Raw genomic sequence first — 12245 nt, forward strand, 5'->3', positions numbered from 1 at the left:
CCTGTGCGGCGATCGCGAGGCTTCACGCTTATCGAGCTACTTGTTGCCATTACCATCATGGCCTTACTCAGTGTCGGCGCTTTTAATTTCTTAAGTGGTACGAGTCGTACCGCCGATCGTTTAAATGCACGTCAGGCTGACTTATTAGCCATTGAGCGCATGCAGTCTGTGATTGCTAATGACTTGGCGCAGTGGGTTGATCGACCCATTCGTGATGAGCTTGGCGACGCACTGCCACCGTTTGTGTTATCGCCCGATGGCGCACTGGAGTTCACGCGCCGTGGCTTGAGTAATCCGCTCGATAAGCCTCGCTCCGATATGTTGCGTGTGCGTTATGAGCTTCGTGGCAAACAGCTATGGCGTTTGACCTGGCTAACCCTCGACCGTCTGCCGGGCTTAAAGCCGGTGGAATCACCGATTGGTCCCGAACTCGAGCGACTTCGCTGGCGTGCACGCGGCAGCAATGTGAGCCGCATTGAAGAGGTGTGGCCGCCAACGAGCTCCGGTGCAACCGGCATCAGTGGCGCGGTCTTAAACCAGGGTGCTCCGGCGGTGTTAAATCTTGAGTTTGATGCACCACCGTATGGCGAAATTCGTCGCATTTATCTTCTGCCAGATAACGACAATGCCACCGGTTAAGCGCTCCAACCGCGAGCGCGGTGTTGCGCTTTTAACCATGCTCTTGATTGCGGCCCTGGCCACAGTTTTAGTGACGACGATAATTGAGCGCCAGTCGCGTGTGCAGCGTGAGTTGGCCGGCGAGCTGCAGCTCGATCAAGTCGCGCAGTACAACCAGGGTGCCGCTCTATTTGCCATGGCGGCGTTACGTGAGGATGGTCGACAAGGCATGTTGGTCGACCATCCGGGCGAGGGCTGGGCGCAACCCTTTCCACCATTTCCGGTGCCGGGCGGTTTAATTTTGCCTGCTTTAAGCGATGCTCAGGCGCGTTTCAACCTCAACAGCTTGGTGCGTGCAGGCAGCACCAATGAAGCCGCGCTATTTTTCATGCGGCGCCTATTGAGCCAGTTACTACTGCCCACCGAGCTAGCCGATAGTTTGGTGGATTGGCTCGATGCCGACTCGCAGCCGTTTTCTGCCGCTGGCGCAGAGGATGACTTTTACCTACGCCTTGATGTGCCATATCGCGCCGCAAATAGGCCACTGAGTACTTACGACGAGCTGCGCCTAGTCCGTGGCTTTACCGGCGATACGCTGCGCGCTTTATCGCCATTTGTCACGGTCTTGCCCGCTGCCGCGAGCAAAATGAACGTTAACTTTATTGCGCCGCCTATCCTGGAGGCACTGGTGCCGGGTTTAGCGCCGGCCTCTGCTGTTGAGCTGCTGAAAACGCGCCCAACAGAAGGCTGGAAAACACTAGCGGAGTTCCTCAATAACCCGGTTTTTAATGGGGTTAGTCAGGAAGTCCGTGCTGCTTTAGGTGCCTTGCTTGATGTGCGCTCGCGCTATTTTGAACTGTATACTCGGGTACGTTTTGGCGATCGTGAACGGTTACAATGGACGCTGATTGCACGCCGCACATCGCGCCTGCTTGATGTCATAGCCGTTGAGCGCAACCCATCATGGGTACCCGACATCGAGCCTCCGCCCAACAGCGACGATGAGCCCTTAGAAGAACAAGAGGAAGTCCAGTAATGGAAAGGCTATTTTTACGATTGCCCGCGAGCAATAGCAACGACATAGCGGCAGTGTCTTATGCTGATGGGCAGTGGACCCGGCAAGGTACCTGGCAAAGTATTGAGGCGCTAGCCAATGAATTGCTAGCCGATCGCGATGTGCCGGTGGTATTGATAACGCCTGTTGGCCAAGATATTTCCTTGCTGATTGAAGCCAGTGCGCGCCAACGTAAAGAGGCGGGCGTGAACCTAGTCGCACTCGCCGAGGAGCAGCTTGGCGAAGACTATGAGCGCCTGCAATGGACGCTGCAGAGCATTGATGAGTATCAAGTACTCGCGCGCGGCATTAGCCAGCATTATATGCAGCAATGGCTAGCATTGTTTCATGAGCATGCTATTCGTCCAGTTGCCGCGATTGCAGAAACGTCATTGTTGCCAACGGATCCCGAGCATTGGCTTTGGTATCCCGTGGCCGGCGAGGTGTTTATTCAAGCCGCGCCGGGTGAGGCCGCCTTAATTGCTTCCGCTGATGCGCCGTTTGTTATTGAGCAATTATTGGCCACGCACAAAAGCTCCGCGCCCGTGCGTCTGCGCTACCCGCAAGGCGCTAGTTTGCCGACATTGCCCGAGCGCATCAGCCCAACACCAGCCGCGTGGCAAGACTGGGCGGATTTACTCAAGCAGCATGCCCATACGCGATGGCCAGGTCATAGCCAAAATTGGCTAACCGGCGCACTAGCGCCACAGTCGCAATACCCATGGGCGCCGCGCTGGAAATGGGCGGCAGCTATGCTGGTATTGGCCTCCGTGTTGATGATTGCCGTGGATCGCTTCAGTGCTTATCAGCTCAGCAGCGAGGCGCGCATGGCGCGCACAGAGGCCGAGCAGTTATACAAACAATACTTCCCCGATGAGCGTCGCATGAGTAATTTGTCGCGGCAGTTTGCGGCACGTCAAAGCGCAGGCAATGCGCTCGCGCCTGAAATTGTGCTGCAATTGGTCGCGCAGACATCGCCCTCGATTGATTGGCAAATCAAGCAGTTTGATTACCGCGATAACGCCCCGGTGCGTGTTGATGTTTCAGGCGGCGTGCTCGATGAAATCAATGCTTGGTCGCAAGCGCTGGAGTCGCAAGGCGTGTCAGTGAAGATTGAAAATTCACGCTTAGATAATGGCGTGGCGCAGGCCACGTTGTTGATTGCCAGTACTGGGGGTAAGCGCTAATGGCTGAGTTCTCGCAACGTCTTTCGACTTTGGTCGCGCCAGCACAGGATTACTGGCAGGGTATGCCCGCTAAAGATCGCCGCGCGCTATCGTGGCTGGCGGTTATTATCATCCCGGTGGCGGTGATTTGGGGTGGTATTTTGCCGGCTAAACAGGCACTAGAGTCGGCTGCTGTGGCTCGCCATGAGGCGGTGTCATTGGCTGCCACCATTCGCCGTGATGGACCTCGCCTGCGCGGTGGCTCCAGTGCGCGGGTGCCGGCTAATGAGCTTGCTCAACGGGTGCAAGCGCTGGCAGCGAGCCAGACCATTGCGCTTGATCGTTTAGAGTCGGATCCTGCCGGTGTGCGTATTGCAATTAACAACGCCAGTGTGACCCAGCTGACCTTGTTTTTGCAGCAATGCCGCGCGCAAGGTATATCCGTTAAAGAGGTTGTCATCAATCGTGGCAGCGATAACAGTAGCCAAGTACGCGTGCGATTAAGCGTGTAATTTGGCGGATGAGATGAAAAAAAAGCGGCCTAGAAGGCCGCTTTTTTTGTCTTACATGTTGGGATAGTTCGGGCCGCCGCCACCTTCTGGTACCACCCAGTTGATGTTTTGTGAGGGGTCTTTGATATCACAGGTTTTGCAATGTACGCAGTTTTGCGCATTGATTTGGAACAGTTGCTCACCGGCCTTTTCAACAATTTCATAGACGCCAGCTGGGCAATAGCGCTGCGCAGGCTCAGCATAGAGCTTGAGGTTTTTCTTCAGCGGAATGCTGGGATCACCCAAGGTCAAATGCACAGGCTGATCTTCTTCGTGGTTCGTGTTTGAAATAAACACAGAAGACAGCTTGTCGAAGCTGATTTTGCCATCGGGCTTGGGGTAGGCAATGGGCTGATGGAACGATGCCAAATCCAGTGTTTTGTAGTCTGGTGTGGTGTCGTGGATGTTAAACGGCAGTTTGCCATTGAACAGATTTTGCTCGACAAAGTTGTAAGCCGCGCCCATCAGCGTGCCCATGCGATGCATGGCGGCGCCAAAGTTGCGTGATTTGTACAGTTCTTCATACAGCCAAGAAGCTTCAAATTTTGTCACGTATTCAGTGACTTCATCGCCACCGGTGCGACCGGCTTTGAGAGCCTCAAACAAACCTTCTGCGGCAAGCATGCCGGACTTCATGGCCGTGTGGCTGCCTTTGATTTTCGAAAAGTTCAAGAAGCCGGCGTCGTCGCCAATCAGCAAACCACCGGGGAAAGTCAGTTTGGGTAAGGAGTTCAACCCACCTTTTACCACCGCGCGAGCGCCATAGGAAATGCGCTTGCCGCCTTCAAGATACTGTTTCAGCACCGGATGATGCTTCAGACGCTGCATTTCATCGAAAGGTGAGACGTACGGGTTGCTGTACGACAGGTCGGTGATTAACCCCAGTGAGACTTGGTTGTCTTCAGCGTGATACATCCACCAGCCACCAGTTGAGCCGGATTCGCTCAAGGGCCAGCCAGCGCCGTGCAACACCAAGCCAGCTTCATGTTTGGCGGGATCGATTTCCCACAACTCTTTAATGCCCAAACCATAGTGTTGCGGATCGGCGTCTTGGTCGAGCTTGTAATGGCTAATGAGCATTTTGCCCAAATGACCGCGGCAGCCTTCGGCAAACAAGGTGTATTTGGCTAGCAGCTCATAACCGGGTGTGTAAGAGCCTTTTTGCTCACCATTTTTGCCAACGCCCATATCGCCAGTGGCGATGCCTTTCACGGCGCCTTTGTCATCGTAAAGAATTTCAGCAGCGGCAAAGCCAGGGAACAAGTTCACTTCTAAGGCTTCGGCTTTTTCGGCTAACCAACGCACCACATTACCGAGGCTAACGATGTAGTTGCCATCGTTGTGCATGGGTTTGGGAATGGCCCAGTGCGGTGTCAAGATAGCTTTTTCTGGGCTGACTAAAAAGTGTACTTCGTCACGGGTGACGGCGGTGTTGAGCGGTGCGCCTTCAGCTTTCCAGTCAGGAAATAATTCGTCCATAGCGCGCGGTTCAATAACAGCACCCGATAGAATATGGGCGCCGAACTCGGAGCCTTTTTCCACCACACAAACGGATATTTCGTGGCCGCTCTCAATGCTGAGTTGGCGTAAACGAATGGCGGCAGATAGACCAGCAGGACCACCACCGACGATAACGACATCAAAATCCATCGCTTCTCTTTCCACGATGTTCTCCTTGCAATGAACCCTAAACGGGAAAATAAACTGTGAGCTGTAGACTTAACTCACCTAAATAAACATGACTAGTATAAAAGCCGAGCGAAATCAGGCCAAGTAATTGCCACACAAATACCGCGGTTTTGTCTGATTTCTGTGTAATCAATGCATTAAATAGGGGCATTTATGAGCAATAACGACACACAGTCGAGTCGCAGTGAAGTCCTCGCCAACCCATTGGCCATTGCCGATCAAATCGGGACGGCGCGCGGCGAGAAGGCCTTGCCGCCCATTCATCTGTGGGATCCGCCATTTTGCGGTGATATCGATATGGAAATTCGCCGTAATGGCGATTGGTTTTATCAAGGCTCGCGAATTCAACGCCCCGCGCTGGTGCGGTTATTTAGCACGGTGCTGCGGCGCGAAGCCGATGATGCCTATTATTTGGTGACGCCGGTGGAAAAAGTGCGCATTCGTGTGCAGGATGCGCCGCTCTTTGCTACCGCGTTAACGGTCATTAATGATGGTGAGTATTTACAATTTACTACCCATACCGATGATGTCGTGGTGGCCAGTGCCGAGCATCCGATCATCATTGTGCATGGCGAGGAGGGGCCGGTGCCCTATGTGCATGTGCGCGACCGGTTAACCGCGATGATTAGCCGCCCGGTGTATTACGAGCTGGTCGCCATGGGCCATGAAGTTAATGATGCCGGCACGCGTACCTTAGCGGTGACGAGTGCCGGCATGACATTTAACTTGGGCGAGTTTTAATGGCGACTAAGCGGCAATAATCAAGCGTAGCGCGGTCAGCTGCATGGTGACGTCGGCTAAGGCCTGTGCGCCAGCGGCAACTCGTTCACGCTGTTGGGTGATTTCAGCTTCGCGCACTGAGGGATTAATCTCTGCCAGCGCAAGCAAGCGCTTCAGCTCCGTTTCCTCCAGCGCCTGCCAGGTTGCCAGCGCCTGCTCACGATGCGCCGCCAGAGCGCCCTCGGCTGCTTGATTGGCGCCTTTAATGAGCAATTCAGCTTCAGGGCGGTGCGCCTTAATAACACTGCGCGCGAGCTTGGCATCGGGCACATCGAGCTGCTTGGCCAAGTTGGGTGCACTCACTTGTGCGGCTAGGTTGCGCCCATGCACATCAGCTAGCACGCGTAATGGCTCATGGCCAAGCGCGCGATCTAAGGCCAAATCACGGCGCGCCAGCACGCTGGGCTGATACCAAGCCTCGAGCAGAAGAGTGCCGGCTTTGACGGATTTATTGCGTAAAACCGCGACTTGCACCATGCCCTGTGTGTGCGTGCTCATCCAGTCGAGCACGCCTTGCACCATCGGGTGCTCCCACGTCAGGAAATGCCAGTCCTCATGCGCGAGGGCTAGATCACGGTCAGCACACACGGTCATGCCTTCGGGGTCGAGGCCGGGAAAGGCATCAATTAGCTGATGCTCACCGGGCTGCAAAATCCACGTGCGCGGCTGACCCTGATCATCGACATGAACACCGAAAGCCTCCCACGCCGCGAGCATGAGCTCATCTAAACGTGTGTCTTGATCTTGCTCAGTTAGCGCGTTAACCAACGGCTGCGCAATGTCTTGACGGCAGGATTGCAACTCCAAAAGCCGGTCACGACCGCTAGCTAAATCCGCCTCAAGCAGCTCGCGTTCACCAATGGCTTCATGGATTAAGCCGTCAAGATCAGCCTCAGCGCTGCTTGGTCGTAACAAGGGCTTAAGCTCGGCAATATAGGCTTCATGCACGCTTTGCGCTGTTGGCGAGCAGCGCGCAAAAACATTCAGCGCTTCGTCATACCAACGGTACAGGCGCGCCTGAGCGGAGTTTTTGAGCAATGGCACATGCAAATTAATGGTTTGTGTTTGCCCAATACGGTCAAGCCGACCAATGCGCTGCTCAAGCTGATCGGGGTTATCGGGCATATCAAAGAGCACCAAATGATGGGCAAATTGAAAGTTTCGTCCTTCCGAGCCAATTTCTGAGCACAACAAGATCTGCGCGCCCATGTCGGGCTCAGCAAAATACGCCGCGGCACGATCACGCTCAAGCAGATTCATTGCCTCATGAAACACGGCTGTGCGAATGCCTTCGCGCAAGCGCAAATGCGTCTCTAGCGCCTCTGCAATGGCTGCGGTACGAGTGATCAGCAAGCATTTATCGCGGCGATGACTTTTCAGCCAGTCGGTTAGCCAAGCGATACGCGGGTCGTGCGCTAAGAAGCTTTCTTCGTCGACACGTGTTTCTGGCCAGATGGCACCTTTGGCGAGCCACGGCGCATAGCATTCCGGTGCATCAAGCCAAACCGGCTGGCTATCGCGCGCGGGAAAACCGCCCACGGCGGTGCGGGTATTGCGAAACAATACGCGCCCCAAACCATAGCGATCGAGGAGGGCGTTAAGGGCCTGTTGGCGACCTGCCTCGGCGCTTAAATCGAGAGCTAAATCAGCCAGTTGTTGGCCAAGTAATGCCGTTTGTGTGGCGCTTAGTTGATTATCCAACAGAGCATCGGCGAGAGCGCGGGTTTCATCCCACTGCTCATGGGCGCTCATAAACTCATCGAGCGATGGGTAGCGCGCCGGATCGAGCAATTGCAAGCGCGCAAAATGACTTTCCACGCCGAGCTGCTCAGGCGTTGCCGTGAGTAGCAGCAGGCTTGGCACGGCCGCAGCCAGTGCAGCAACAGTGTCGTATTCAATGCTGCTGTGCTCGGGTGACCAGGCCAAATGATGTGCCTCATCAACCACGAGCATATCCCACGGGGCGGCTAGGGCTTGCACGTGAAGTAGCGGGTGATCGGTGAGCAGCGACAGCGGCGCGATGATTAATTGCTCACTGGCAAATGGATTTTCGCCGGTCTCCGCCATCGCCGCACAGCGCTCCAGGTCAAACAGGCTAAATGCCAAATTAAAGCGTCGACGCATCTCCACAAGCCATTGATGCACCAGGCTGTCGGGCAGCAAGATAAGCACACGCTCGGCACGGCCTTGCACGCGCTGTGCATGAATAATCAGTCCGGCTTCGATGGTTTTACCAAGCCCCACTTCATCAGCTAATAACACGCGCGGACTGAGGCGGTTGGCCACGGTATTGGCCACCGAGAGTTGGTGAGGAATCAATCCAACGCGCGCGCCAGCCAAGCCTCGAACGGGGCTGCGAGCTTGCTGTAGGCGCTCGCGCAGCGCTGCTTGGCGTAAGGCAAACCAGGCGCGTGAATCGACTTGCGCGGCCAGTAAGCGTTCGCGCGGGCGAGATAAGTGCAATTGCGCCGATAAACGCGCTTCCATTAAGCGTTTGGTGTTGCCGTCTGCATCAATGACATCGTAGCTCAGCAGGCCATCTTGACCAATGACCTGCTCAACGGTCCAGCGCTGCTCATCGCTGTCGTTGATGCTGTCGCCAACCATAAATTGAATGCGCGTGAGCGGGGCGTTTTGGCGTGCATAGACCCGAGTATCGTCGGCGCACGGGAAAAATACCGTCATGGCACGGGCATCTAAATCCACCACAATGCCAAGACCTAATTCTGGCTCAGTATCAGAAATCCAACGTTGACCTACAACTAAATCATTTTGTTTCATGCAGTTAGACGCTTCTCGTTAAGTTTTCATGAGGAATAAATTGTGCAGGCACAGTGAAATGCATGGCGCGCCCATCGCCAGGATGCGCAAAGCCAAGCTCGGCGGCATGCAAGCACAGGCGCTGACTTTGCGCTTGCCAATGGGCATTGGCGTAGAGCTGATCACCCACAATGGCATAACCCAATGTGCATAAATGCAGACGTAGTTGATGGGTTCGGCCCGTAATAGGTTCCAGCGACAGGAGGCTGGTATCGGCATAGCGTTGGATGCACTGCCAATGTGTAACGGCCGGCTTTCCATTAATAGAATCAATGACTTGCCTTGGCTTGTTGCCAGGGTCATAACGCATAGGCCACGCCATAGTGCCGTGATCGTCGGTAACCACGCCAGCCACCAATGCGAGATAGCGCTTACTAATGAGACGGTCTTGAAACTGGATGCCGAGCGCACGCCGTGCCGCCCGATGGCGACCAAAGACCATGACGCCAGATGTGTCACGATCGAGGCGATGAACAGCAAATATATTGGGGTCTTGCAGTTGCAGGCGGGTTAAGACGCTATCGGCTTTGTCGGCGCCTAAGCCAGGCACGGCGTGCAAACCAGCAGGTTTATCGACCACAACGCAGTCTGAGTCGACATACAATAGCGTCAGCCCAGGGCAGGTCATCGAGGTATCGGACGAGGTGGGCATTATCATGGCGTTGGATTATACGCAGGTTATGCGTGGCTCGCAGCGAATATTCAAATTGCCTGCTGTTTTTCCGTGATTAGCCGCTACTATGAGCCCAAATTAGGCGCTAAATCGAGAGGCACATCAGTGCGTATAATTTATATTATGTTAAATGAGCTATCACGCTTGCCGCGCGTAGTGTGCTGTTTAGGTCTTATCTGGGCACCTAGCGCAGCCGCCGCATTAACCCTAACGCCAAGCGACTTTCCACTCAGCAATCCCTTCATGGCAACAATTGCTGGCACGCCGAGTGCCTTGCAACCCACGCAGTTGCCTGATGATCGCTTTATTGATCAGGATGACTATGCGTTATCGCAAACACCCGATCGACATTTGCCGAAGAGCTTTTGGGCTGTGCGAAAATTGCATTATCGGCTAGCGCGCCAACCTCAGGCCGCGCCGCTGATATTTTTGATTGCCGGCACCGGCGCAAATTACAAAGCTGATACCCTCGATTTTCTCAAAAAAGTCTTTTACCACCGCGGCTATCACGTTGTGCAGCTCTCATCGCCAAGCAGTTATGACTTCATGGCAAGCGCATCACGTACGGCAACGCCGGGCATCAGCGCGGATGATGCTGATGACTTGATGGCTGTCATGGCGCGTATTTTGGTCGATAACCCTAGTCTCGACTTCACACGCATTGACCTCGCTGGCTACAGTTTAGGCGCCTTACATGCGGCGTTTATCGCCGCCGCCGATGCGCAGAATCCACAGTTTTATTTTCAGCATGTGGCCTTACTGAATCCGCCGGTTAGTGTTTTAACGTCGACTCAGCAGCTTGACCGATTAGTACAGGTCAGCTTGCCCAATGCCACAGGTAAAGACGGCTTTTTCGAGCTGATTTTTGAGAAATTATCGCGATTTTTTCATGAAAAAGGCGATATTGAACTCAGCGCAGCGGTGTTATACGACTTTCAACGCTCATCTGAAGCCTTAAATAATGAAGAAATGGCGATGCTTATTGGCAGCGTGTTTCGTTTTGCTGCTGCCGATATCGTTTTTACCAGTGATGTGGTGAATCGGCGCGGCCAAATTGTGCCCATCGATGCGGATTTGGGCGAATCTGCGAGCCTAACGCCCTACTTTCGTCGTTCATTGTTTTGTGACTTTTCTTGCTATGTCACGCGCCAATTACTGCCTCACTGGCAAGCCATCCACGCAAATGCATCGCTTGTTCAGCTCGATGCCGCTACCAGCCTGCATGCCATCGCGCCCTTTTTACGATCGGCAGATTATGTCTCTGTCATCACCAACGCAGATGACTTAATTCTGACAGCCAATGATTACGCTTTTCTACAGGACACGTTTGGCGACCGACTAACTGTTTATGATCATGGCGGTCATTTAGGTAATATTAAATATGTGCCGTATGTGGAAAAAATGTTGAGTATTTACAATGATTAATGGCTCATTTAGGCAGGTATTTTTAAGCCTCATTTGCTCATTGCTGATGTCGATTGCCTCGGCTAATGAAGGTAATGAGACCCTATCGAAAATGCCCACGAGTCCACTCGATACACTCGACTTCTCAAACAATACTAATCCCGTTGTTTTTGAACGCTCAAGCTTGCAGGCGCTTGCCATAAACGACCCGTGGGAAGCCATGAATCGACGTATCTATCATTTTAATCAGCGCGCCGATGAGTACGTTTTATTGCCGATGGTCAAAGGCTATCGTTTTCTATTGCCATCGTTTATTCGCACAGGAATACATAATGTATTCAGTAATTTAAGTGATGTCTCTAATTTATTAAATAGTATTTTACAACTCAAACCGGCGCGTGCAGCGCACACTACCGGGCGCTTATTGCTCAACACAACGGTTGGTCTTGCAGGGATTTTTGATCCAGCCAGTGCGCTGGGGTTGACTCAGCAACGCGAAGACTTTGGTCAAACTTTAGGGTTTTACGGTGTGCAAGCGGGGCCTTATGTGATGTTGCCCTTGCTTGGTCCATCGAACATGCGCGATGCCGGTGGGCGCGCCATTGATATCAGTGCCGGAACACAAATCAACTACATCAATAATGCCGATATCAAAGCCAAATATCCGGCGTTATTTGGCGTGGAAGTGGTCGATGAGCGAGCCAATACGGCGTACGCCTATGGCTCGCTCAATACGCCATTTGAGTATGAAAAATTACGCTATGTCTTTCAGAAGTCACGCGAATTGCAGATCAGCGATTAATTAATCAGCTTTCAATGCGCGCAGGCCATTCCACGTAAAATTCAGCATCAGTTCAACCACGTGCTGGCGCGGAATGTGCGGGCGCTTCATCCACCATTTAGCCATTTGCTCGCCAGCGCCTGAGACAGCATGCGCAAAGCCTTCACGCGTATCGACGTCATAGCCCGATACAACCGCCGTGAGTAGCTGCGTAATTTTTTCGACCGTTTGAAAGCGCAAGCGCGTGGCTTCTTCTGAGGCGCTGCCGGCAATCGCGGCGCCACCACCAAAGAGAATATGCCACGACGCACGATTTTCTTCGACAAAGGTGAAGTAGCCCTCAATACCGGCATGTAGCCTGCCCTCTAGGCTTGAGGGGTCTTTGGCGGCATCAACAATGTGTTGATCAAGCGAGGCGCGTGCACGGCGCAGACAAGCTAAGTAAATGCCGTCTTTAGAACCAAAATGGTTATAGACAATGGGGCGCGTCACGCCGGCAGCGGCGGCAATATCTTCCATTGATGTGCCTTGATAACCATTTTCAATAAATAGCTCCAAGGCAACATTTAACAGCTGCGCTTCGCGCTTGGCGCGTGGCATACGGCGTGATTTCGGTTTGCTAGGTGCCTCAGGGCGCTGAGCAGATAATACGTCGGAATCGGTTAACGACATTCAGGAGTTACTCATCTGTAGTTTGGCGTAGTATACA

11 protein-coding genes are annotated in these 12245 nt (G+C 53.5%); 7 read left to right on the top strand and 4 right to left on the bottom strand.

Features of this window, described 5'->3' with window-relative positions; all coding sequences use genetic code 11:
* The first annotated feature begins 3 nt into the window (after positions 1-3).
* From gspJ to gspM, 4 genes are read left to right on the top strand one after another with little or no spacing between them, the layout of a single operon-like run.
* Positions 4-639 (top strand): type II secretion system minor pseudopilin GspJ, encoded by a 636-nt coding sequence (gene gspJ, locus DFR26_RS09775; protein WP_181899047.1) that lies wholly within the window; start codon positions 4-6, stop codon positions 637-639.
* Positions 626-1654, top strand: a complete 1029-nt coding sequence (gene gspK / locus DFR26_RS09780; RefSeq protein ID WP_181899048.1) for a type II secretion system minor pseudopilin GspK — start codon at positions 626-628, stop codon at positions 1652-1654. Before gspJ ends, gspK begins: the two co-directional genes overlap by 14 nt.
* Positions 1654-2859: a type II secretion system protein GspL gene (gene gspL, locus DFR26_RS09785; RefSeq protein ID WP_116208783.1), complete on the top strand. Its 1206-nt coding sequence runs from the start codon at positions 1654-1656 to the stop codon at positions 2857-2859. The genes gspK and gspL overlap by 1 nt, the downstream gene beginning before the upstream one ends.
* Positions 2859-3350, top strand: a complete 492-nt coding sequence (gspM, locus tag DFR26_RS09790) for a type II secretion system protein GspM (protein WP_116208784.1) — start codon at positions 2859-2861, stop codon at positions 3348-3350. The genes gspL and gspM overlap by 1 nt, the downstream gene beginning before the upstream one ends.
* A gap of 51 nt (positions 3351-3401) precedes the next feature.
* Here the strand turns inward: gspM and DFR26_RS09795 are convergent, their stop codons facing one another.
* Positions 3402-5039: an electron transfer flavoprotein-ubiquinone oxidoreductase gene (locus DFR26_RS09795; RefSeq protein ID WP_116208785.1), complete on the bottom strand. Its 1638-nt coding sequence runs from the start codon at positions 5037-5039 to the stop codon at positions 3402-3404.
* A gap of 192 nt (positions 5040-5231) precedes the next feature.
* Here DFR26_RS09795 and DFR26_RS09800 point away from each other — a divergent pair, with 192 nt between their 5' ends.
* Positions 5232-5819, top strand: a complete 588-nt coding sequence (locus DFR26_RS09800; RefSeq protein ID WP_116208786.1) for a DUF1285 domain-containing protein — start codon at positions 5232-5234, stop codon at positions 5817-5819.
* Positions 5820-5825: 6 nt separating this feature from the next.
* On the opposite strand, the gene rapA is transcribed toward DFR26_RS09800, so the two are convergent.
* The gene (rapA, locus tag DFR26_RS09805) at positions 5826-8639 is read right to left on the bottom strand and encodes an RNA polymerase-associated protein RapA (protein WP_116208787.1); all 2814 of its coding nucleotides are present in this window, start codon (positions 8637-8639) and stop codon (positions 5826-5828) included.
* A 4-nt stretch (positions 8640-8643) separates the two neighbouring features.
* A complete protein-coding gene (locus tag DFR26_RS09810) occupies positions 8644-9330 on the bottom strand; it encodes an RluA family pseudouridine synthase (RefSeq protein WP_220375768.1) in 687 nt (228 codons plus the stop codon).
* A gap of 264 nt (positions 9331-9594) precedes the next feature.
* Between DFR26_RS09810 and DFR26_RS09815 the strand changes: the two genes are divergently transcribed.
* The gene (locus tag DFR26_RS09815; protein ID WP_245953058.1) at positions 9595-10776 is read left to right on the top strand and encodes a hypothetical protein; all 1182 of its coding nucleotides are present in this window, start codon (positions 9595-9597) and stop codon (positions 10774-10776) included.
* Positions 10769-11557 (top strand): MlaA family lipoprotein, encoded by a 789-nt coding sequence (locus tag DFR26_RS09820; RefSeq protein ID WP_116208788.1) that lies wholly within the window; start codon positions 10769-10771, stop codon positions 11555-11557. The genes DFR26_RS09815 and DFR26_RS09820 overlap by 8 nt, the downstream gene beginning before the upstream one ends.
* On the opposite strand, the gene DFR26_RS09825 is transcribed toward DFR26_RS09820, so the two are convergent.
* Positions 11558-12208, bottom strand: coding sequence for a TetR/AcrR family transcriptional regulator (locus tag DFR26_RS09825; protein ID WP_116208789.1), 651 nt, complete (start codon positions 12206-12208; stop codon positions 11558-11560). It lies immediately after the preceding gene.
* Between the last annotated feature and the right edge of the window lie 37 nt (positions 12209-12245).

This window comes from Paraperlucidibaca baekdonensis (assembly GCF_003387535.1).
GTDB lineage: Bacteria > Pseudomonadota > Gammaproteobacteria > Pseudomonadales > Moraxellaceae > Perlucidibaca > Perlucidibaca baekdonensis.

Coding starts and splice junctions, on each gene's coding strand:
- gspK (WP_181899048.1), top strand. CDS start 626: ATGCCACCGGTTAAGCGCTCCAACCGCGAGCGCGGTGTTGCGCTTTTA.
- gspL (WP_116208783.1), top strand. CDS start 1,654: ATGGAAAGGCTATTTTTACGATTGCCCGCGAGCAATAGCAACGACATA.
- gspM (WP_116208784.1), top strand. CDS start 2,859: ATGGCTGAGTTCTCGCAACGTCTTTCGACTTTGGTCGCGCCAGCACAG.
- DFR26_RS09795 (WP_116208785.1), bottom strand. CDS start 5,039: ATGGATTTTGATGTCGTTATCGTCGGTGGTGGTCCTGCTGGTCTATCT.
- DFR26_RS09800 (WP_116208786.1), top strand. CDS start 5,232: ATGAGCAATAACGACACACAGTCGAGTCGCAGTGAAGTCCTCGCCAAC.
- rapA (WP_116208787.1), bottom strand. CDS start 8,639: ATGAAACAAAATGATTTAGTTGTAGGTCAACGTTGGATTTCTGATACT.
- DFR26_RS09810 (WP_220375768.1), bottom strand. CDS start 9,330: ATGCCCACCTCGTCCGATACCTCGATGACCTGCCCTGGGCTGACGCTA.
- DFR26_RS09815 (WP_245953058.1), top strand. CDS start 9,595: ATGGCAACAATTGCTGGCACGCCGAGTGCCTTGCAACCCACGCAGTTG.
- DFR26_RS09820 (WP_116208788.1), top strand. CDS start 10,769: ATGATTAATGGCTCATTTAGGCAGGTATTTTTAAGCCTCATTTGCTCA.
- DFR26_RS09825 (WP_116208789.1), bottom strand. CDS start 12,208: ATGTCGTTAACCGATTCCGACGTATTATCTGCTCAGCGCCCTGAGGCA.